Raw genomic sequence first — 22,181 nt, forward strand, 5'->3', positions numbered from 1 at the left:
CCGTTTATTTTTTTTTAGCAAAAATTTATTATTTTTTAACAAAAATCAAACATTTTTTGTGTACACTTAGAGTAGATATTGTGTATGGAAGGGGAAGAGGACATGATTAAATTATTTGTAAGTGATTTAGATGACACGCTCGTTTACGATGTGAATCATATGCAAAAAGAAGATGAACGTGCGCTGTGTTGGTTAGCTGAGAAAGGGACAAATATTTGTTTTGCCTCTGGCCGCTTTACACACAGAATTGATGAAGTTGTAAAAAGGTTTTCATTCCCATATTACACAACTGGCTTAAATGGAGCGACAATGTTGCTTCCGGATGGAAATTTATTTCATGAATCGAGTTTTGAAAATGTGGTTGCCCAGGAAATATATCGATATATACATAAAAAAGGACTAGCGGATATTGTTTGTGCAAATGAGCAGCGATATACAAAAAGGAAGAATGAACATCACCATAATTTTGAAGCGTATATGGGCGTGCATATCGCTGAAATTGAAGCGTTAGAAGAAGAGTTTGGTAAGACTGTACACCCTGCAAAATTGTTTGTTTTTGGAGAAGAAGAGAAAATTGTGACGTTAGATCAAGAGCTACGAGATATGTTTCAAGGCGAAGCGGAAGTTTTTATATCAGGTAAACGCTATGTTGATATTATGCCAAGAGGCGTGAGTAAGGGGAGTGCTCTAAAGCGACTAATGGACCATTTGCAAATTGAAGCAAATGAAGTTGCTTGTATTGGAGATTCTTTCAATGATATTTCTATGTTTGAAGTAACCCCGCATTCATTTACTCTTCATCATGCCCATCCATATGTAAAGGAGAAAGCAAATCATATAGTGCGTTCGGTTGAAGAGGCTGTTATGAAATTACCGTTACTTGTATAAAAAAAGAAGCCCGTCACTGGCGGGCTTCTTTTTTACTTGAATAAAGATTTAACAAAATCAATGATACTTGAGAAGAAATCTTTCACTTTATCTAGAAAACTTTGTCCTTCTTCAGAACCTAAGAAGGCAGAAACGTGTTCTTTTGCTTTGTTTAATTGACTACCAACTTGATTCCAATCGATATTAAGATTTTTCATTTTATCAAATAACGATACTAAGTTATCTAACTGTTCATCTGTCAATGTAATGCCGAGTTGATCAGCAATTTTTTTAATTAATGAACGTAAATCTTCTGTTGTTTTTGGCTGTTCTTTTGCAATTTCTTCTTTAATTTTTGCAACAAGTTGAACTGCTTTTTCTTCACCAATTTTATCACCAAGCTGGGCTGTTTGTACCATTTCTTCATTCGCTACTTTTTTAACTTCTTCAGGAATTTGTTTATTGGACGCAGTTTCGTATGCTTTCATTAATCCAGTTAAAGCTGCAGTTCCTGAAACTTTAAAAGGTGCAGTAATTTGAATTTCTGCATCTTTTACACCTGCTGTAATCAAAGCGTTAGTGTACATTGCATCTGTTACCCAGTTAATGTTCTTTGATCGTACAATAAGACCAGATCCTGGTTTTGTGTATGTAATCATAGAAGAAGAAATTGCTCTCGTACCAATTTGTGCTTTTGGAACAATGCCTTCTAGAAATTTATGTTCTTCCGCATTAGATACAGTAATAATTGTAGCATCTTTCGGTGCTTTCATTTCTTTTAACAGATCTTGTTTTTGTTGTTCAGATAAGTTCTCTCCTAATGTAACAATTGATTCTCCCTCGATGATGTCTGCAAACGAAGCTGTTGGCATCATAAATACCGTTACAGCTAATAGCAGAGCTAGTAATTTCGTTTTCACGAAAAATCGCTCCCTTTCTCTTTCTAAAATTTTCGGGCAACAAAGTTATTATAGTATATATTTCTTATTTGTCACCTAGCTTTTTCCACATTTCAAAAAAGAAGTATCTAGATTGTCGGATTCTTTTTGTTTCTAGTCATGAATGTGGTAATATAGTGCTGAGATACTTGAAAGGAGACATATACGTATGAAAACTTTAGGATACATATTAATGGAAAACGGTGAAAAAATCGACTTGGAATTTTTCCCAGAAGAAGCACCGAAAACAGTAGAAAACTTTAAAAAATTAGCAGAGCAAGGATTTTATGATGGTGTTACATTCCACCGTGTTATTCCTGGCTTCGTAAGCCAAGGTGGAGACCCAACAGGTACAGGTGCAGGTGGCCCAGGATACTCTATTCCATGTGAAACTGATGGAAACCCTCATAGACACCTTGTAGGATCACTTTCTATGGCTCACGCTGGCCGTAACACAGGCGGTAGCCAATTCTTTATCGTTCATGAGCCACAGCCGCATTTAGATGGTGTTCATACTGTATTCGGTAAAGCAACAAGCGGTATTGAAACAGTATTAAAAATGCGTCAAGGCGATGTAATGAAAGAAGTTAAAGTTTGGGAAGAATAAGGTAAGGAAAAAGAGAGCTTTTGCTCTCTTTTTTATTTTTAATGAGATTGAGTACTACTTCTACAGCTCATCATACAAGTAGTATTGTTGCTAAAATATATTGCTTGTGAGAACAAACCTTTAACCAATTACATAGAATACATTACATTATATGTTTCAATAAATATTTTTTGTTATATTAATTTTGCTAGAATTGTGCTGCTTTAGAGTAACTATAAATGAAGTGCTGTTGAATGATATGTTTCTTTCCATTCCATATAAAATTTTCTTTTTTTAACTCTATTTATTAAAGGAATAGTGCTGAAACATAGATTTGACTTTCTTCTTTTCGCTTTGTATGATTATCAAGTTGTTTTAGACTCTTCTCACTCTGTTGAAAATATTGTAAAATGAATGTGATATGAAAAGAGTGATTGAGGGGATTACTAGTTTGTAACTTTTGTAAGAAGGGATAAGGGTTATGTTAATTCGTTTTAAAAAAAGTTATGAAAAAATTGCAATGGGGCTTCTTTCGTTTATGCCAACTGAAAAAGATGTGAAAACATTACAATTGACAATGAAAGAATATGAAGCAAAAGATGATTGGCAATTGTATTTGTGGAAAGAAAATGAAGATTTTGTTGGAATAATGGGGATTGTAAAAAAAGAGAATCAAGTATTAGAAATTCAGCATTTGAGTGTGAACCCGTCTCACCGTCATGTGGGGATTGGGACGAAGATGGTTCAAGAGTTAAAGAGTAAATTTCTTGAGTTTACAATTTGCGGAAATGAGCAAACAGCAAGTTTTTGCGAAAAATGTAAAGGGCTAGAACAAAATATACATTCGTGAAAGCAGAGATAAGTAGTTTATTATCTCTGCTTTCTTTTTTGTAATTGTTCGTTTCGTTCAGTAATGACCTCTGTGCGATCACGCAAAGTGTGCTTGTTTATAATATATTCACCTGGGATAGCATTCAAGTCTTTCCAAGGGAGGTTTTGTTTTTGACATAACTCTATGCACTGCTTCTCTAACGATGAATCTGATAAGGGTAAAAATAAAGGTACAAAACGTTCTTTTTTATGGATAGATTGCAATCTTTCATTGAGCAAGGAAAGAAGTTGTACTTGATTAATTCCTAAACGTTGTAAAGGCACACCGCTTTTTTCTAAAATTGTAATTGCGCTTTTCATCATTTTTGTAGAACCATTCCAATTAGCACGTCTTTGGTGGTATAAAGAAACTGCAATTTGAATGAGACCAACTAAGTAATGATCACGATTACCTCTTGGTTTTGTCTTCCAATACTCTTCTAGTATTTCGTGGCATTCAAAATAGTCATAATCTCCATGGAAATGAATTAAAAATTGTATGTATTCGGTAGGATACATGTTTTCTCGCTCCTATCTAACGGTTATACATATAAGTGTATCATAGAAATATGAACAATAAACGACTAGGAGGTTTCCCCCTAGCCGTTATTGTTCATATTAGCAGAAGCAAGCTGCTCCTACAATAATTAGTAAAATAAACAGTACAACAAGTAATGCGAACCCACCGCTAAAACCACAATCAACGTGACCCATAGTTTTTTGACCTCCTACATTGTTCTTACTACACTGTTATCATATGAAGTGGTGGGCATGATGACATAGGCATCGGTCTATTTTTAATTAAATTTCTTAAAAAGGTTGGATAGAACATGAGTATGCTCTATACTTATGTTGTTATAGAAAAAATGTGGTGGGATGCTTTGTGCAATATAATTTTAAAGTAGAGGCTTTTGAAGGGCCGTTAGATCTATTGTTACATTTAATACATCGTTATGAAATTGATATATATAATATTCCTGTAGCAGATATTACAGAGCAATATTTATCTTATGTGCATACGATGAAAGAACTTCAATTAGATGTTGCAAGTGAGTATTTAGTAATGGCTGCAACGTTATTACAAATTAAAAGTAAGATGTTGTTGCCGAAACATGAAGAAGATGTACTTGATAACGGTGATGATTTTATAGATGATCCTCGTCAAGAATTGATGGAGAGGTTAATTGAATATAAGAAATATAAGCAAGTTGCTACTGAGTTAAAAGAAAGAGAACAAGAAAGAGCACAGCTATATACACGTCCACCAATTGACTTTACATCGTTGCAACAAGAAGAGGAGACAAGCTTACCTCTTGATGTTACGTTATATGATATGCTAGCAGCATTTCAAAAATTAATGCGCCGTAAAAAGGCAAAAAAACCTGTAACAACACGTATTACTCGTCAAGAAATACCAATTGAACAGCGAATGACTGATATTTTAAAACAGTTAAAAATAAAGGGTGGTCGCCAAAGTTTTTATGATTTGTTTGTTGATGATGAACGTGAAATAATGGTTGTAACATTTTTAGCAGTTCTGGAACTTATGAAAAATCAACAAATCATAATTGAGCAAGAACATAATTTTGATGAAATTTTCGTATCAAGCTCTAATAAATCTGCATAGAGCAAGTATGTGAAAATGGGATAGCAACATTTTATCTCATGCTATGTTTTAATGTATCGTTTGGAACAAGAGAAAAAATATTGAACCGAACGCATTAATTGTGATTCGGTTTTTTGATGTGTATTTTTATGAGAAAATAGAAGGAAGGAGCTCGTGAAATGGATAGGAAAGAACAAAAGTCAATTATTGAAGGCCTTTTATTTGTTTCTGGTGATGAAGGGATTTATCCAGAACAAATAGCGAAAGTTCTTGAAATTGAAATGAATGAAGCAATTAATATTTTAGAAGAAATGCAACAAGAATGTGAAGGTGCAAACCGTGGTTTGCAAATTGTACAGTATGCAAAAGTATATCGTTTTGCTACAAAGAAAGAACATGCTTCATATTATCAAAAATTAATAGATACACCAACAGCTGCTTCACTCTCACAAGCTGCCCTCGAAACGTTAGCGATTGTTGCATATCGCCAACCAATCACAAGGACTGAAATGGAAGAGATTAGAGGAGTTAAAACTGATAAGGCGTTACAAACGTTGGTTTCACATTTACTTATAAAAGAAATGGGAAGAGCAGAAGGACCAGGGCGTCCTATTTTATACGGAACAACAAAAGAATTTTTAGACACATTTGGATTGAAAACATTAGATGATTTACCACCGCTTTCTGAAGAGAATGAACAAATGAATGAAGCAGATTTATTCTTCGGTTCCTTACAAGAGATATCGAAATAAAAGCTTAGCATTTTGCTAAGCTTTTTTTGTATATCAATTATTTACAGTGCCATACTAAATGAAAAAAGGAGACGAGTTATGAGAGGTATGCGGATTATTTTATTATTAGTTTCTGTTTTATTATGTTTTTCTTTAAATAGCGCATCAGCTAAAAGGTATATGATGTCCATTCATACTACGTCTCCTTTACATATGCATCGGCAACATCTTAGTAAAATGAAAGTGAGCTTTTTAAAAGTGGGGCAAGGTGACGCAACACTTATTATAATGCCAAATGGACAAACAATGTTAATTGATGGAGGACCTTATGAAGCAGGAGAGGTTATTATTCAGAAATTAATTGAGAAAGGGATTAATCATTTAGATGTAATTGTCAGTACGCATCCCGATATGGATCATATAGGGGGGTTAATTCCAATTGTAGAGCAAATGCCGGTATCGCTTATATTAGATAGCGGAAAAACATATAGTTCTCTTACTTATCATACGTATCGGAATAATATAAAAAAAAGAGGGATACCTTTCGTTTCAGTAAAGGAAGGACAATATATACCGCTGGATCCACATGTTTCTATACAAGTATTAAACAACGGGAAATCAAAAGATGAAAATAATGAATCCTCAATTGTTTTAAAGGTGCGATATGGAAAAGCGGATTTTTTATTAATGGGTGACGCGGATGTACGGACAGAACATGAAATATTAAAACAATTTGATGTCCATGCAGATGTGTTAAAAGTGGGGCATCACGGCTCATATACTTCAACAAGTGAAACGTTTATAAAAAAAGTGGAACCGCAGTTTGCTATTTTGTCGTACGGGAGTAGTAATCCGTATGGACATCCTCACCAAAGTGTAGTGAAACGCTTAAAAAGGCACGGTATAATGGTATATAGAACGAATAAAAGTACAGTAGAAATGGAAACAGATGGTGAACATATTATGTTAGAGTCTAGCGGGTTAATGCCATTATTGAAGTGATTTCTATATTAGGGGGGCGATACTGTCCCTTTTTGGAAAAATGAATAATATATATTATAATTATAAGAGACGTAAGAAATTTCCTTTTCTGTTGAATAAAAAGGAAATTTCATTAGAATGTATAGACAACTACTCGTGTGTATATTAAGATGGAACTAGGCGAATAAGGTAATAATAACAAGTAGGTAATTCATGGGAAAGGATCGATGAAAATGAAAACGCAAATTGTCATCAATGCCAAAATTTACACAGGTCAAGAAATAGTGGAAAACGGATTTATTCGTTACGCAGAAACCATTAAAGAAATTGGTTTGATGGCTCAATATGTACCACAAGAAAATGAAACTGTTTTTGATGCTACAGGGAAGATTGTAATTCCAGGTATGATCGATGTTCATATTCATGGTGGATACGATATTGATGCGATGGATGCAAATAGCGATGGGTTAGTAACTCTAGGTAAAGAAATGTTAAAAGAAGGGGTTACAACTTACTTCCCAACAACAATGACACAAGCTCCAGAGGCAATTGAAGCAGCGTTAACTGCTGCAAAAGAAGCAAAAGAAAAAGGAGCGCATTTCGAATATATTCACTTAGAAGGACCTTATGTTTCAAAGAAACGTGCAGGTGCACAACCACTTGAACATATCGTTCCTGCAAATATTGAGCAATTTAAACAATGGCAAGAAGCAAGTGGGAATTTAATTAAATTAGTAACATATGCACCAGAAGAAGAGGGAGCATTAGAGTTTGAACAATATCTTGCTGAAACTGGTGTAGTTGGCACAATGGGGCATACAGATGCAATTGATGGGCAACTAAAAAATAGAAAAATTACACATGCAACACATTTATACAATCAAATGCGTGGATTACATCACCGTGAACCAGGAGTTGTTGGTCATGTGTTATTAAATCCAGATGTAATGGTTGAAGTAATTACAGATGGTATTCATATTCACCCTGATATGGTGAAATTAGCATATAAGTTAAAAGGACCAAAAAAAGTAAGTGTTATTACTGACGCAATGCGTGCAAAAGGTCTTGAAGATGGATTATATGAGCTTGGCGGACAGCCAGTACATGTAAAAGATGGTAGTGCTCGATTAGAAGATGGAACGTTAGCTGGTAGTATTCTAAAAATGGATCAAGCTTTCCGAAATGTAATTGAATTTACAGGTTGTTCAATCGAAGATGCAGTACTGATGACATCAGTTAACCAAGCAGAAGAGTTTGGATTAAATAATAAAGGTGCATTAGCGGTAGGAAAAGATGCAGACTTTGTTGTGATGAATGAAGATTTACATGTATATGATACGGTTCGTTTAGGAATTCATATGAAGGAAGGGAAGTAATTAAATGAATATTCTTGTTGTAAAAACTCCAGAAGAACTAGCAGAAGCAGGTTATAAATTAATTGAAGAAGTTGTAAAAACAAAAGAAAATCCAACATTAGGAATGGCTACAGGAAGCTCTCCATTAGGTATTTATGCAGAAATGCGAAAAAATAAACTTGATACAAGCCGTGTAACCACTGTAAACTTAGATGAGTACGTAAATTTACCACATGAAGATAAAAACAGCTATCACTATTTCATGCAAGAACAGTTGTTTGATCATCTTCCATTTAAACAAACTTATGTACCAAACGGGATGGCAAGTGATTTAGAGGAAGAGTGCAAACGTTACGAGAGCATTCTAGCTGCTAACCCAGTTGACCTACAGATTCTTGGAATCGGTGAAAACGGTCACATCGGATTTAATGAGCCAGGAACACCGTTTAATTCTCCAACAAACATTGTTGAATTAACAGAATCTACACGCCAAGCAAACCTTCGCTTCTTCGAAAAAGAAGAAGATGTGCCAACTCATGCGATTACAATGGGAATTGGAAGCATTATGAAAGCGAAACAAGTTCTACTTGTTGCTATGGGTTCTAAAAAGGCAGAAGCTGTTAAAGAATTATTGCAAGGTGAATATAGTGAAGAGTGTCCGGCTACAGTTTTACAACGTCATCCGAATGTAACCGTAATCGCTGATCAAGAAGCTCTATCTTTATGCAGTGAGGCGATTGCTGATGAACATCGACAAGTATTCACCATTTCCGATCTATTATCAGATTCAAGAGTGGGTGAAACAGCTAATTGAGGACGGCGAATGGAAGCCGGGAGATAAAATCCCATCTGAGAATGAACTTTGTGATAAGTTCGAAGTGAGTCGAATGACAATCAGACAGGCGATTAATAATTTAGTGGAACAAGGCTATTTATATCGGAAGCGTGGAATTGGAACATTTGTCCAACTTCCGAAAGTGGAACAAAAATTGCAAGGAATGACGGGATTCACAGAAGACATGATTTCTCGTGGGATGAACCCAAGTAGTCAATTACTTAGTTTCCGCCTAGTTCCAGCTACTGCTAAAATAGCAGACCGGTTGAGAATACAGGAGGGGGAATCGGTTTATGAAGTGAGGCGTATTCGCTTAGCTGATGATGAACCGATTGCTTTTGAGACGACATATTTGTCGCCAGCTCTTGTAAAAGATATTAACGAAGAGATATTGCAACAATCTTTATATGAACATTTAGAGAAAAAACTGGGCTTTAAACTTGTTAGCGCTACTCAGTCAATTGAAGCTTCCGTTGCGACGGAAAATGAAGCTGAACATCTGCATATTCCTAAAAAGGCGCCTGTACTTGTAATGCGTCAATGGTCATATTCAGAAGGTGAGGTACCGCTAGAGTACGTGAAATGTATTTATCGTGGAGATCGTTATAAATTTATTACGAATATCGCACGTAACAAATAGTATATTTCAGTTTGTGAAGTACAGTGGAATTGAAAATGGTTAACATGTAAAGAAATAAAAATACGACTCATCCTTATAAGGAATGAGTCGTATTTTTATTATGAGCAATTACGTGGTTAACAGCATCTTTGACGTGATTTACTACATAGTGAGCGTGATTTTTTACTGCATCATCTGCTTGTGACATAGCAAAACTGTGAGGAGTTAAAGAAAACATAGGAATGTCATTGTAAGAATCCCCTATACAAGCAATTTCCTCAGGTTTTATTTGAAACTCATTTAATAAAACAGAAATGGCAGAGCCTTTACTAACATTCGGTGGCATTACATCTAAACATTGTTCTGCTGAGATGAAAGTACTAACTTTCCCGTGGAATTTTTCATCAATTTTTTTCTGAAGGAGTTGTAAGCTCTCCTTTGTTCCGCCGACAGAAATTTTATTTGGGAAAATTGTATCATCAATCTTCTGTAGTAAGTTTGGTTCTTCAACAGAAGTCATAGTTACTTGTTGTTCAAGTTCTTGAATAAAAGGTGTTTTCTCTTCAATGTAATAATTATGCTCATCACTTACATAACGGAAATAAGGCTCTTCATTCGTCATAGCTAACAAATCGGGAAGTATGCTGGAATCAAAAGTTGCAGATAATAGTTGTTTATTTTCATGTGTATATACAAAAACACCATTTACACTAATACGATGAAAATTTGTATTCACAGCTTTCATTAAGTCTGCAATTTCATTATCAAGTCTTCCGGAAGCGAAGCAAAGAATAACATTTTGTTCGGCAAGGCTGCGCAGTGCCGCAACATCTTGTTCATCAATAAGACCTCCGTGTTGCATCATTGTACCATCGATATCACTTACAAACATTTTAATCATGCTGTTATCTCCTTTCTATGTACAGTTGCTCTTACATTATACGCATCATATATAAACATGTCTAAAAAATGAATTTTTATTAAATGGCAGATGTTTTACATTGACGACAAAGAAGAATATTCTGTAACATAAAAGTAGGCTATTTAAGTACGAGGGTGGTGTTATATGAGTAATTATCTAGAAATTAAAAAAGTTTTAAATAATAATGTCATCATTGCTAGCCATCCGGAACACGAGGAAGTAGTAGTGATTGGTAAAGGAATTGGATTTGGGAAAAAAGCGAAAGATGTATTGGAGCAAGAACAAATCGAAAAAATGTTTGTCTTAAAAAATGAACGTGATCGTGAACAATACAAATTATTAGTGCCGCATATTAGTGAAAAATTAATTGAATTGATGAACGATATTATGCTGTACATTCAAGGAAAAGCGAAATCTCCACTAAATGAACATATTCATATTGCGTTAACAGATCATATTTCATTTGCGATTAAAAGGTTAAAACAAGGACTTACAATTGATAACCCTTTTTTAGTTGAAACAAAAATGCTCTATCCAGAGGAATATGAAATTGCGGAAGGTGTTGTAGAACTTTTAAATTCTCGTTTGCAAATTACATTGCCTGAAGGAGAAATTGGTTTTATTGCACTGCACATTTACAGTTCGCTTACAAATTCTGATTTATCTTCAGTTAATCAAAACTCCCGTCTTATTGCACAACTTGTATCTTTAATTGAGACAAACTTACAAATTACATTAGATCAAGAGAGCATTCATTATTTACGTCTTATTCGTCATCTTCAATATGCTATTGAGAGGGTGAAAAAAGGAGAAAAAGTAGAGGAATCGCAAAGTTTTGCTGATTTATTAAAGGCGGAGTATCCAGTTTGCTATAACTTGGCTTGGAAGCTAGTTAAGGTCATGCAAAAAGAGTTGCAACTACCTGTATATGAAGCTGAAAGTATTTATTTAACGATGCACTTGCAACGCTTAGTAAAGGCAGAGCATGTGTAAAAAGTCATATATTTTTGTCTAAAATGAAAACGTTAAAAAAAATGATTGAATCGCTTACAATAGTTATGTATAATAACTATTGCAAAGTTATACAAATTTCGACAAACACATTAAGGTGAGTAACGAAAACGTTTGCCTTAATTATAGTGAACTTATACGTAAACCTATTTTTGACACGTGTTACTGATTCGATCAGGCATGAGTGGAGAAAAGTAAGGAATGTAAGCTAGAGAAAGGGATATACTACCCTTTGTATAGCTATCGTTCTATCTTTTTTTCCTCATGTCTTTTTGGCGTTTGTCGGAAGGTATCAATATAGATAAGAGAGGAAGGGTTTCCATGTTTAAGAATATCTTTGGTGTTCTTCAAAAAGTCGGAAAAGCGTTAATGCTTCCAGTAGCGATTTTACCGGCGGCAGGTATTTTACTTGGATTTGGTAATGCATTTCAAAATCCACAGTTAACAAATGTTATTCCTGCTTTAAAAGCAGATTGGTTCGTAATGGTTGCAAAAATTATGGAACAATCTGGTGATATTATTTTCGCTAACCTTGCATTATTATTCGCAGTTGGGGTAGCAATTGGTTTAGCTGGTGGAGACGGAGTAGCTGGTTTAGCAGCATTCGTCGGCTACTTAATTATGAACAAAACGATGAGTGTGTTCTTAGAAGTAGATAAGCTAGTGAAAGTAACAAGTTCTGGAGCAGACCCAGTAAAAATTGGATTTGCAGATCCAGCGTATGCGAACGTATTAGGTATTCCAACGCTACAAACAGGGGTATTTGGTGGTATTATCGTCGGTATAGTAGCGGCATATTGCTATAATAAATACTTCAACATTGAATTACCATCATACTTAGGTTTCTTTGCAGGTAAGCGTTTCGTACCGATCGCAACTGCAACATTCTCTTTAATAGTAGGTATTATCATGTGCTTCGTTTGGCCATACATTCAAGGTGGCTTAAATACGTTCTCACATCAAATGATTGATGCAAATAGAACAATCGCAGCATTTATATTCGGTTTAATTGAACGTTCATTAATTCCATTTGGATTACATCACATTTTCTATTCACCGTTCTGGTTCGAATTCGGTCAGTATACAAATGCAGCTGGCGAATTAATCCGTGGTGACCAAAAAATCTTTATGGCACAGTTAAAAGACGGTGTAGAATTAACAGCAGGTACATTTACAACTGGTAAGTATCCGTTCATGATGTTCGGTCTTCCAGCAGCAGCTTTAGCAATGTACCATGAAGCACGTCCAGAAAATAAAAAATTAGCAGCAGGTATTTTAGGTTCTGCAGCATTAACATCTTTCTTAACAGGTATTACAGAGCCACTTGAATTTTCATTCTTATTCGTAGCGCCAGTATTATTCGGAATTCACGCTGTATTTGCTGGTCTATCATTTATGACAATGCAAATTTTAGGTGTTAAAATTGGTATGACATTCTCTGGTGGTTTAATTGACTTCCTATTATTCGGTGTACTACCAGGCCGTACAGCATGGTGGTGGGTAATTATTGTTGGTCTTGTACTAGCAGTTATTTACTACTTCGGATTCCGCTTTGCAATTCGTAAATGGAATCTAAAAACACCTGGTCGTGAAGTGGCAAATGCAAATGACGGCGCAGGAAAAGCAGAAGCAGGCGAACTTCCTCGTGAAGTATTAGTAGCACTTGGTGGTAAAGAAAACATTGCTTCTTTAGATGCTTGTATTACTCGTTTACGTGTTCAAGTTAACGAACAAAAGAATGTAAACAAAGACCGCTTAAAAGAACTTGGAGCAGCTGGTGTACTTGAAGTTGGAAATAACATTCAAGCTATTTTCGGACCGAAATCTGACACATTAAAATCACAAATTCATGATATTATGTCAGGTCGTACACCTCATGTTGAAAAAGAAGAACCTGTAAAAGTGGAAGAAACTCCTCAAAAAGTTGATGAAAATGAAACAATTGTATCACCAATCGAAGGGAAAATCTTACCAATTACAGAAGTGCCTGACCAAGTATTCTCAGGAAAAATGATGGGAGACGGATTTGCAATTGAGCCAACTGAAGGAACAGTAGTTTCTCCAGTGAACGGTGAGATTGTCAATGTATTCCCTACAAAACATGCGATTGGTATTCAATCTGAAGGCGGAAAAGAAATTTTAATCCACTTCGGTATTGATACTGTAAAATTAAATGGTGAAGGTTTTGAAGCGCTTGTAGCACAAGGCGACAAGGTGAAACAAGGCCAACCATTATTAAAAGTAGATCTTGCATTTGTAAAAGAAAATGCACCATCTATCATTACACCAATTGTCTTTACAAACTTACAACAAGGGCAACAAGTCGAATTGAAAAAAGATGGAAATGTTAAGAAGGGCGAAACCGCTATTATTGACATTCAGTAGGAATTTGACGCAAAATGTTTATAATTATAATAGGCGATGTGGTTGACCGAACATCGCCTATTATATACAATAGATGATGTAGTACTCACGTCTATACAACTAAAAAATACTGTAATTTAAAGGAGATAAATTATCATGGAAAAAATCTTTAAAGTAACTAGCGACTCAGGAATTCATGCTCGTCCAGCAACTCTACTTGTAAACACTGCAAGCAAATTCGGTTCTGACATTAACTTAGAGTATAACGGAAAGAACGTTAACTTAAAATCAATCATGGGCGTTATGTCTTTAGGCATTCAACAAAACGCAGAAATTAAAATCACTGCAAATGGTGATGATGCAGCTCAAGCACTAGCAGCTATCGAAGAAACTATGAAAAACGAAGGATTAGGAGAATAATGACTCTTAACATTCAAGGGATCGCTGCATCAAGTGGGATTGCTATTGCAAAGGCTTTCAGACTTGAAAATCCTGAATTTAACATCGAAAAGAAATCAATTACAAACGAAGCTGCAGAAATTGCACGCTTAGACGCTGCGCTTGAGAAAGCAAAAACTGAATTAGAAGCTATTAAGGACCACGCATTTGCTGAGCTAGGTGCTGACAAAGCTGCGATCTTTGAAGCACATTTATTAGTGTTAAATGATCCAGAACTAGTAAATCCAGTAAAAGATAAAGTAAATAGCGAAAAAGTAAATGCTGAATTTGCAATGGATGAAGTTGCATCAATGTTTATTTCTATGTTTGAAAACATGGATAACGAATATATGAAAGAACGTGCTGCGGACATTCGTGACGTAACAAAACGCGTTCTTGCACATTTACTAGGAATTAACTTCTCAAATCCTGGTACAATTTCTGAAGAGGTAATCATCATTGCTGAAGATTTAACACCATCTGATACAGCTCAATTAAACCGTAAGTATGCAAAAGGTTTCACTACTGATATCGGTGGACGTACATCTCACTCTGCAATTATGGCTCGTTCTATGGAAATTCCAGCTGTTGTTGGTACGAAAGTTGTTATGGAGAAAATCCAAAACGGCGATATCGTTATCATTGACGGTTTAGATGGAGAAGTAATTGTAAACCCATCAGAAGAAACTCTTCGTTCGTTTGAAGAAAAGAAAGCGAAATTTGAAGAGCAAAAAGCTGAATGGGCTAAATTAAAAGACCAAGCTACTGTAACAAGTGACGGACATCACGTTGAGCTTGTTGCAAATATCGGAACACCAAATGATGTACAAGGTATTATCGATAATGGCGGAGAAGGCGTTGGCTTATACCGTACAGAATTCTTATACATGGGCCGTGACAATCTTCCAACAGAAGAAGAGCAGTTCGAAGCGTATAAAGCAGTTCTTGAAGGTGTAAAAGAAGGTCAGCCAGTCGTTGTTCGTACACTTGACATCGGTGGAGATAAAGAGCTTCCATACTTACATTTACCAAAAGAAATGAACCCATTCTTAGGATACCGTGCAATTCGCTTATGTCTTGATGAGCAAGATGTGTTCCGTACACAACTTCGTGCATTACTTCGTGCTAGCGTATACGGTAACTTAAAAATTATGTTCCCAATGATTGCAACTCTTGATGAGTTCCGTCAAGCGAAAGCGATTTTATTAGAAGAGAAAGCGAAACTTGTAGAAGCGGGTACAACTGTTTCTGATTCTATTGAAGTTGGTATGATGGTTGAAATTCCAGCTTCAGCAGTATTAGCAGATCAATTCGCGAAAGAAGTTGACTTCTTCTCTATCGGAACAAATGATTTAATCCAATACACAATGGCTGCAGACCGTATGAACGAACAAGTATCATACTTATACCAACCATATAACCCATCTATTTTACGTCTTGTAAAAATGGTTATCGATGCTGCTCATAAAGAAGGCAAATGGGCTGGTATGTGTGGTGAGATGGCGGGCGATTCACTTGCTATCCCATTATTATTAGGATTAGGTTTAGATGAGTTCAGTATGAGTGCAACATCTATTCTTCCTGCAAGAACACAGCTAAGCAAGTTGTCAAAAGCAGAAATGGAAACATTAGCAGAAAAAGCATTAATGATGTCAACTGCTGAAGAAGTTGTTGAACTAGTTAAAAGCATATAATTAATAAAAAAACCTGAGTCGATTTGAAATCGGTCTCAGGTTTTTTCTATGAGAAAAGTAAATCTTATTTGCTTACTATCGAGGATAAGAGACAGAATTAGATAGCGATTGCAACGATATCAGTTGGGCATACACGTAAAATACCAGTAAAAGTATTTCGATTTTGATTGTTCTTATCGTCTTTATTGTTATCTTTGTTGTCTTTGTCATTACGAGCTAAAGCAGAGAAAAGAGCAACACCGTTAGCGAAACCTTCAAAAATAACATTGTTGAATGTGCCGTTACCTCTAATGCTTAAAAGAGAAAGTTCTGTTCCAACTGAAATGTTAGCAAGTACGTTACATACAGCTGGTTGTTGTGGTCTAACCTCTCTCTCTCTCTCTTTCTCGCGATGGTCGCGCTCTCTTTCATGATGATGACATTCTCTAAAGTTATCACAGCATCCAAATGATCCAAACATAATCCTCATCACCCCCTTCACACTTATAATCTATGTAAGTTCGGTAGTTAGTGACTGGACAGAGAGTGGAATTTTTTCTAGGGGATTTTCTCATTTTAAATGACTAGCTGGGTGTTTAGTATGGAATGATGTTTAAAATAGGGGGAATATAACAAAAAAATGTAAAAACCACCGAAATAAATGAAATGGGTAGCCTTTACACTTTTTTACTTTTATATAAAACGATGATATATACAGGAAGAGCTAGGAGTAGTGGTACAATGGATCGTGCAGTATGTTTTTCTGATTCTAATTGGAATGCTTCTTCTTTTGGAAATTGTAAAATGGAGATGTTTGCGGCATCACCAATAAAATATAGAAGCAGTACAGTTACTATGTAACATAAAAGTGCGATAAAGCTTCCGTATGAACTCAATGAAAATCCCTCTCTTGTTATCTATTTGTTATCATTGTATCACAATTGTAACAAAAATACACGGGTATATTTCAACGCCTTAACAAAATTCGACACGAAACGTCACGTTTATTTATGAGAAGGGAATAGAATATACTTTTCCATAAGTATAAATGTCGAATGATTTGTAGTAATATTACAAAAGTATGACAGGGAATAAAAAAACGAAGGCAATGTAGTTGCCTTCGTTTTTTATTATTTTGCCCACTCGCTCACTTGCTCTACGCTCATGCGAGGTGCAGGGTGGCCTTTTAAAGTTGATTCACCAATTGTAATAAGCATAATTGGAACGTAACGAGATGAAACGTTAAATTCGTCTGTCAGTGCTTGTGGATTGAAGCCACCAATAGCACAAGTATCCCAACCAGTTGCTTTAGCTGCAAGCATAAGTTGCATTGCTGCTAAAGATGCATTTGAAAAGGCAGCATCTCTTGGGAATTGTTCACGAGCATATGCAGATTCAATATTTTTAGCTAAGCGTTCTTTTGCTTCTTCTTTCATAAATCCTTGTTCTACAATTGGACCATATACTGGCTCAACATTTTTATAAGCTTCTAAATCACCTAAAATAGCGACTACTGCAGAAGCATCAAGAATTTGTTGTTGGTTATAAGCTATTGGATGTAATCGTTTTTGTACATCTTCACCTTGAAAAACAAGGAATTTCCAGTGTTGTAAGTTCCAAGCGGAAGGTGCTTGTGCTGCTGCTTTTAAAATCTCATGTAATTCTGTAGATGAGATTTCTTTATTTGGGTTGAATGCACGTGTAGATGTGCGTTCATATAGAACGTTAAAAAAGTTGTCGTTTGTCATAATATATCCTCCAAATTGTATATAAAATTATCAGGAAAACGCAATGTATATTACTTACATTTTGTAAGTTATCGAATTTAAGAATATAATATCTTTATTTTAATTGTCAAGTTTTAAGAAATAAGCTAGGGCATTCATACAAACGATATAATTCCTATAATCATACACTAAAAAAGGAATTTATAGAGTGAAAAGGGAAGATAACATTCTCAATTAGCTTGTTAATATGTATTTCTCACAAATTAAAGTTTATTGGAGAACAGTCTTTTAAAAATATTTGTGAGGAATTCAGTAGAACAAGATATATGAAGTGAGTGAAGACTAGTGATGAACATACTACATTTTTTATTAGAGAATACGGTTTTCCAAAATGTGTTACAAGATCTGCAGTTAAATGTCCTTTATATAGAAAATGGATGTAAACATCAACAAACGATAGAAAATATCCATCCAAAATGTATGTTTATAGCAAATAGTTTTGAAGAGGGTGAACTATTATTTCAAAGAACGAAACCGCACATTATAATTATGTATGTAACAGATTATTCTCAAATAAAATATATAAAGAATATGTATACCTCGCAAAGTACATTCATTGTCATTTGGGATCAACAAATAACAAAAGAATTTACAGATGTACTTGCATTAGGAATACGTAATATTGTAATAGCCCCTGTAACTCCGCAAGCAGTGTTAGAAGAAGTGAATAAGAGTTTGTATCAACTTTCTTTGGTAAGGCAAGTTAGTTTACAACAGGAACTGCTTCAAACGATGTTTGATTTTCAAAATGATTTATTATTTATAGTAGAAGATGATGAAATTGTTGATTGTAATACAAATTTTTTAACGTTTTTCGGATATGAAAATTTGTTTGCCTATCGCGAGCAACATTTAGTATTTGCTGAACATTTTATTAGAGAAAATGGATACTACTCGACGACGCATGATATAACATGGCTAGACGATACTTTATCAAGCGGTAGAAGAATTAAGATGTCAAATTATGAAGGGGCAGTATCTACTTTTCTATTACGTGCGACACCATTGCCAGAAGATTTATCAAGATTTATTGTAAAGTGCACGGAAATTACAGAATTAGATGAAATCTATCAAGAACAAGAAAGACTTGCTATGATAGATTCATTGACAGAGATTTATAATCGTTTAAAGTTTCAACAAATACTAGAGGTAGAATGGGAAAAGGTAATACGTAATGATGAGAAAATAGCAATTATTTTATTTGATATAGATAATTTTAAAACAGTTAATGACACATATGGTCATGATTTTGGCGATTTGGCATTAATACAACTTGCAGAGCTTATGAAATCTAAAGTGGAGCAGCAACATGTATTTGCAAGATGGGGAGGGGAAGAATTCATTATATTAGTGACAAATACAGTAGAAAAGGAAGCATTTCAAGTTGCGGAATCATTACGATTCTTCATTGAAACAAAGCAATTCACTGGAATTTCGAAGTTAACAGCTAGCTTTGGAGTTGCGTTATATGAACAAGGAACTACAAGAGAAGAATTAATGCAACGAGCGGATATTGCATTATATGAAGCGAAAAAAAATGGAAAGAATCAAGTATGTGTGTATAGAAAAGAAAAAATGTGATTTTTCGCAACAAATTGTTGCGATTTTTTTTTATTGTTTGATAATAGAATAGGGGGACAATTTTTAGCGAAGGAATTATGGAGGATTAATATGATAAAAAAAGTAATGGTGGTGGCTTCACTGTCTGCTATAGTTGGCGGCGGAGTATACTATTTTCTTGTTAGCCCCAATATAAAGGAAAACACTGTATTAACAACGAAAGTGAATCCTACTATTGAATCGGAAGTACAAGGGAATATAGAAGAAAAAGAAGAGCAACAAATTGATTATGCTAGCATATCTCAAAAATTAGATCAATATTTAGTCGGAAAGCAATTCAATGGAACAGTTTTGGTAACAGATAAAGAGCATGTTATATTGAATAAAGGATATGGGTATGCTGATGTTCAAAATAAAATAGAAAATACGCCTCAAACAAAATATCGTATCGGTTCTATTACGAAAACAGTCGTTGCCACATCTATTTTACAGCTGCAAGAACAAGGGAAATTGAATATTCAAGATAATGTAAATAAATATATTCCTTCATTTCCGGAGAATAAAAATATTACGCTATATCATTTATTAACGCATACCTCTGGTTTACCTGAACACGCAAAAGGCAATATTAATGCGGCTTCCCGCTTACAATTAATTAATTGGATTGGACGTCAAAATTTAGAATTTCCTGCAGGAACAGGTTGGAGATATACAGATTATAATTATATGGTGCTTGCTTATATAATAGAACATATATCGAAAAAACCTTTAGGAGATTACATAAAAGAAAACATATTTGTAAAAGCAGATATGCATGAATCCGGTATGGGAAATATGGTACCTGGAGATAAAAATTTTACAAAGGGTTATGTGAAAAAAGATCAAGAGCTTGTACCAGCGCAGAAGTTAGGCATGGATTGGCTATATGGTTGTGGTGAGATGTATACGACAGTTGGAGATATGAAGAAATTAGACGAAGCAATTATAAATGGAAAACTTCTTTCTGAACAAAGTATACAGGCAATGTTTTCACCTTCAGCAGAACGGAAATATGCATTTAGTTTATATATATATCCAGATTATTTTCATAATCATGGTGTATTATCTGGTTGGAACACTTTCAATAATTTTAATAAAGAAAAAGGAACTTTTGTTATTTTATTTTCAAATGTGAAAAATAGTATGGATGATGACTTTAATAAAGAGTTCCGAAAGATGGTAAATGATTTATTAGAACAAAGGGGATGAGAAAATGGAACATAAAACTTTATCAATAGGTTTCATTGGGATTGGCGTAATGGGAAAAAGTATGGTTTATCACTTAATGCAAGATGGTCATAAAGTATATGTATATAATAGAACGAAAGCAAAAACAGATTCTTTAGTGCAAGATGGTGCAAATTGGTGTAATACGCCAAAAGAGTTAGTGAAGCAAGTTGATATTGTAATGACAATGGTTGGATATCCACATGATGTAGAAGAAGTGTATTTTGGTATAGAAGGAATTATAGAACATGCAAAAGAAGGTACGATAGCAATTGACTTTACGACATCTACACCTACTTTAGCAAAACGGATTAATGAAGTTGCAAAAAGCAAAAATATATATACGTTAGATGCACCTGTCTCAGGAGGAGATGTTGGTGCGAAAGAGGCAAAACTCGCAATTATGGTAGGTGGGGAGAAAGAAATATATGATAGATGCTTACCTTTACTTGAAAAGTTAGGAACAAACATTCAATTACAAGGACCAGCTGGGAGTGGACAACATACAAAAATGTGCAATCAAATTGCGATTGCTTCCAATATGATTGGAGTATGTGAAGCTGTTGCTTACGCGAAGAAGGCTGGACTGAATCCAGATAAAGTGTTAGAGAGTATTTCAACAGGGGCAGCAGGTAGCTGGTCATTAAGTAATTTAGCTCCTCGAATGTTAAAAGGAGACTTTGAGCCAGGATTTTATGTAAAGCATTTTATGAAAGATATGAAAATTGCTTTAGAGGAAGCAGAAAAATTACAATTACCAGTCCCAGGCTTAAGTTTGGCGAAAGAATTGTATGAAGAGTTAATTAAGGATGGCGAAGAAAATAGTGGAACACAAGTACTATATAAAAAATATATAAGGGGGTAAACGAGGTGGACCTTCAAAAGTTTGATGAGATGATTGATACTGTACAGCGAGCTACTTGTATGCAAATTAATGAAAAACAAAAAGAAGCTTTTAAACAAAAATATGATTTTGAACCAGAATTTGAATATGGAAGAGATGAGAAGGGGCATTATGTAATTCGAACCTCAAAAAAGATGTTAGAAGAAATGGAGTTTTATTTAGCATTGAAATATGATCGTGATGGAGTGGATCTTTATATGCAAGCTGAGATTGACGGCATATTTTATGTATCTATTAGCTATGGTGAAGATGCCCTACATCTACAAGAATTGTTTCAATTTCTAGAAGAAAATAAATAAAAGTCCTCAAATGAGGACTTTTATTTATTTAGTCATCTTTAATTTTTATAATTATAAGTTAGAAGCCCGGCGGCATCGTTCAACCGGGAACGGGATAATTTGTGCGATATGATTAGGACCAAATTGTTTTGTACGAGCATGGCGTATTATATAAAAAGCACACAGAATTGAAACAGGAATAGCGCCGAATAAACCAAATAATAAAGCGCTTACACAAGATGCGACAAATCCTAAAACACCAATTTCTAACTCTTCCATAATAGCTCCTAAAATAACAGGAAATGCTCCACATGTAACTCCAAGTATAAGTGCGATAAGTAAGCTCATGATTATCCCCCTCTGTTTGCGATATTATTTTCCTTCTTAGTTAATTGTAGTATATCACACATAAAACAGAATTTTCAGAAAAAATTCAATAAATGTTCAAAAAATGTTCGAAAAATGCACTTGAAAAATCAAGGTGTTAAATTTGTGATGAAATGGTACTTTCAAGTAAATAAAAAATCAGGCTTATTTCAAAATGAAATAAGCCTGTTCCATAGGAGGATGTATATATGTAGAGTGAATAA

General features: G+C 34.7%; 25 protein-coding genes. 17 read left to right on the forward strand and 8 right to left on the reverse strand.

The features are described 5' to 3' along the window. Window positions 1-84: 84 nt before the first annotated feature. Window positions 85-888 (forward strand): Cof-type HAD-IIB family hydrolase, encoded by an 804-nt coding sequence (locus ACTFRU_RS15905; protein ID WP_002024734.1) that lies wholly within the window; start codon window positions 85-87, stop codon window positions 886-888. 32 nt (window positions 889-920) lie between these two features. Here the strand turns inward: ACTFRU_RS15905 and ACTFRU_RS15910 are convergent, their stop codons facing one another. Continuing rightward, window positions 921-1,787, reverse strand: coding sequence for a DUF1002 domain-containing protein (locus ACTFRU_RS15910; RefSeq protein ID WP_000850515.1), 867 nt, complete (start codon window positions 1,785-1,787; stop codon window positions 921-923). A gap of 187 nt (window positions 1,788-1,974) precedes the next feature. Here ACTFRU_RS15910 and ACTFRU_RS15915 point away from each other — a divergent pair, with 187 nt between their 5' ends. After that, the gene (locus tag ACTFRU_RS15915; RefSeq protein WP_000853782.1) at window positions 1,975-2,412 is read left to right on the forward strand and encodes a peptidylprolyl isomerase; all 438 of its coding nucleotides are present in this window, start codon (window positions 1,975-1,977) and stop codon (window positions 2,410-2,412) included. A gap of 460 nt (window positions 2,413-2,872) precedes the next feature. Continuing rightward, window positions 2,873-3,241 (forward strand): GNAT family N-acetyltransferase RibT, encoded by a 369-nt coding sequence (gene ribT / locus ACTFRU_RS15920; protein ID WP_000908401.1) that lies wholly within the window; start codon window positions 2,873-2,875, stop codon window positions 3,239-3,241. A gap of 20 nt (window positions 3,242-3,261) precedes the next feature. Here ribT and ACTFRU_RS15925 read toward each other — a convergent pair whose 3' ends face one another. Further along, window positions 3,262-3,780, reverse strand: coding sequence for a DUF309 domain-containing protein (locus ACTFRU_RS15925; protein WP_000283596.1), 519 nt, complete (start codon window positions 3,778-3,780; stop codon window positions 3,262-3,264). A 99-nt stretch (window positions 3,781-3,879) separates the two neighbouring features. Continuing rightward, window positions 3,880-3,975, reverse strand: coding sequence for a YjcZ family sporulation protein (locus ACTFRU_RS15930; protein WP_000510194.1), 96 nt, complete (start codon window positions 3,973-3,975; stop codon window positions 3,880-3,882). Window positions 3,976-4,144: 169 nt separating this feature from the next. Between ACTFRU_RS15930 and scpA the strand changes: the two genes are divergently transcribed. From scpA to phnF, 6 genes are all read left to right on the forward strand, one after another. After that, a complete protein-coding gene (gene scpA, locus ACTFRU_RS15935; RefSeq protein WP_001199753.1) occupies window positions 4,145-4,888 on the forward strand; it encodes a segregation/condensation protein A in 744 nt (247 codons plus the stop codon). Window positions 4,889-5,046: 158 nt separating this feature from the next. Further along, complete coding sequence (gene scpB, locus ACTFRU_RS15940; protein WP_000375168.1) at window positions 5,047-5,619, forward strand: segregation/condensation protein ScpB; 573 nt, start codon at window positions 5,047-5,049, stop codon at window positions 5,617-5,619. 78 nt (window positions 5,620-5,697) lie between these two features. Continuing rightward, window positions 5,698-6,600: a ComEC/Rec2 family competence protein gene (locus ACTFRU_RS15945; protein ID WP_001214830.1), complete on the forward strand. Its 903-nt coding sequence runs from the start codon at window positions 5,698-5,700 to the stop codon at window positions 6,598-6,600. Between the two features lie 212 nt (window positions 6,601-6,812). Continuing rightward, on the forward strand, window positions 6,813-7,955 hold the full coding sequence (gene nagA / locus ACTFRU_RS15950; RefSeq protein ID WP_006928115.1) for an N-acetylglucosamine-6-phosphate deacetylase: 1,143 nt from the start codon (window positions 6,813-6,815) through the stop codon (window positions 7,953-7,955). A gap of 4 nt (window positions 7,956-7,959) precedes the next feature. After that, window positions 7,960-8,748 carry a glucosamine-6-phosphate deaminase gene (gene nagB / locus ACTFRU_RS15955; RefSeq protein WP_001024210.1) on the forward strand — a complete coding sequence of 263 codons (789 nt, stop codon included), beginning with the start codon at window positions 7,960-7,962 and terminating at the stop codon, window positions 8,746-8,748. Next, a complete protein-coding gene (gene phnF, locus ACTFRU_RS15960; RefSeq protein WP_021727649.1) occupies window positions 8,678-9,409 on the forward strand; it encodes a phosphonate metabolism transcriptional regulator PhnF in 732 nt (243 codons plus the stop codon). Before nagB ends, phnF begins: the two co-directional genes overlap by 71 nt. A 73-nt stretch (window positions 9,410-9,482) precedes the next feature. Here the strand turns inward: phnF and ACTFRU_RS15965 are convergent, their stop codons facing one another. Beyond that, window positions 9,483-10,289: a Cof-type HAD-IIB family hydrolase gene (locus ACTFRU_RS15965; protein WP_000594248.1), complete on the reverse strand. Its 807-nt coding sequence runs from the start codon at window positions 10,287-10,289 to the stop codon at window positions 9,483-9,485. 165 nt (window positions 10,290-10,454) lie between these two features. On the opposite strand from ACTFRU_RS15965, the gene glcT reads away from it, so the two are divergent. From glcT to ptsP, 4 genes are all read left to right on the forward strand, one after another. Next, window positions 10,455-11,303: a glucose PTS transporter transcription antiterminator GlcT gene (gene glcT, locus ACTFRU_RS15970; RefSeq protein ID WP_000073858.1), complete on the forward strand. Its 849-nt coding sequence runs from the start codon at window positions 10,455-10,457 to the stop codon at window positions 11,301-11,303. Between the two features lie 339 nt (window positions 11,304-11,642). Continuing rightward, a complete protein-coding gene (gene ptsG / locus ACTFRU_RS15975; protein ID WP_000475799.1) occupies window positions 11,643-13,706 on the forward strand; it encodes a PTS glucose transporter subunit IIABC in 2,064 nt (687 codons plus the stop codon). Window positions 13,707-13,841: 135 nt separating this feature from the next. Beyond that, window positions 13,842-14,105, forward strand: coding sequence for a phosphocarrier protein HPr (gene ptsH, locus ACTFRU_RS15980; RefSeq protein ID WP_000411080.1), 264 nt, complete (start codon window positions 13,842-13,844; stop codon window positions 14,103-14,105). Continuing rightward, window positions 14,105-15,817 carry a phosphoenolpyruvate--protein phosphotransferase gene (gene ptsP, locus ACTFRU_RS15985; RefSeq protein ID WP_000174207.1) on the forward strand — a complete coding sequence of 571 codons (1,713 nt, stop codon included), beginning with the start codon at window positions 14,105-14,107 and terminating at the stop codon, window positions 15,815-15,817. The genes ptsH and ptsP overlap by 1 nt, the downstream gene beginning before the upstream one ends. Window positions 15,818-15,914: 97 nt before the next feature. Here the strand turns inward: ptsP and ACTFRU_RS15990 are convergent, their stop codons facing one another. From ACTFRU_RS15990 to ACTFRU_RS16000, 3 genes are all read right to left on the reverse strand, one after another. Then, a complete protein-coding gene (locus ACTFRU_RS15990; RefSeq protein WP_000468040.1) occupies window positions 15,915-16,277 on the reverse strand; it encodes a DUF3915 domain-containing protein in 363 nt (120 codons plus the stop codon). A 196-nt stretch (window positions 16,278-16,473) separates the two neighbouring features. Next, the gene (locus ACTFRU_RS15995; protein ID WP_000100485.1) at window positions 16,474-16,692 is read right to left on the reverse strand and encodes a hypothetical protein; all 219 of its coding nucleotides are present in this window, start codon (window positions 16,690-16,692) and stop codon (window positions 16,474-16,476) included. A 234-nt stretch (window positions 16,693-16,926) separates the two neighbouring features. Next, window positions 16,927-17,544, reverse strand: a complete 618-nt coding sequence (locus ACTFRU_RS16000) for a nitroreductase family protein (RefSeq protein WP_000180387.1) — start codon at window positions 17,542-17,544, stop codon at window positions 16,927-16,929. A 327-nt stretch (window positions 17,545-17,871) separates the two neighbouring features. Between ACTFRU_RS16000 and ACTFRU_RS16005 the strand changes: the two genes are divergently transcribed. From ACTFRU_RS16005 to ACTFRU_RS16020, 4 genes are all read left to right on the forward strand, one after another. Next, a complete protein-coding gene (locus ACTFRU_RS16005) occupies window positions 17,872-19,164 on the forward strand; it encodes a GGDEF domain-containing protein (protein WP_001023185.1) in 1,293 nt (430 codons plus the stop codon). A gap of 90 nt (window positions 19,165-19,254) precedes the next feature. Next, window positions 19,255-20,391 carry a serine hydrolase gene (locus ACTFRU_RS16010; protein ID WP_025709089.1) on the forward strand — a complete coding sequence of 379 codons (1,137 nt, stop codon included), beginning with the start codon at window positions 19,255-19,257 and terminating at the stop codon, window positions 20,389-20,391. A gap of 4 nt (window positions 20,392-20,395) precedes the next feature. Continuing rightward, window positions 20,396-21,274 (forward strand): NAD(P)-dependent oxidoreductase, encoded by an 879-nt coding sequence (locus ACTFRU_RS16015; protein ID WP_000400431.1) that lies wholly within the window; start codon window positions 20,396-20,398, stop codon window positions 21,272-21,274. Between the two features lie 5 nt (window positions 21,275-21,279). Beyond that, on the forward strand, window positions 21,280-21,612 hold the full coding sequence (locus tag ACTFRU_RS16020; RefSeq protein ID WP_000365620.1) for a DUF3909 family protein: 333 nt from the start codon (window positions 21,280-21,282) through the stop codon (window positions 21,610-21,612). Window positions 21,613-21,663: 51 nt separating this feature from the next. Here ACTFRU_RS16020 and ACTFRU_RS16025 read toward each other — a convergent pair whose 3' ends face one another. Continuing rightward, window positions 21,664-21,939: a hypothetical protein gene (locus ACTFRU_RS16025; protein WP_000054659.1), complete on the reverse strand. Its 276-nt coding sequence runs from the start codon at window positions 21,937-21,939 to the stop codon at window positions 21,664-21,666. Window positions 21,940-22,181 lie beyond the last annotated feature (242 nt).

This window comes from Bacillus cereus group sp. MYBK220-1 (assembly GCF_051916445.1).
Classification (GTDB): domain Bacteria; phylum Bacillota; class Bacilli; order Bacillales; family Bacillaceae_G; genus Bacillus_A; species Bacillus_A cereus.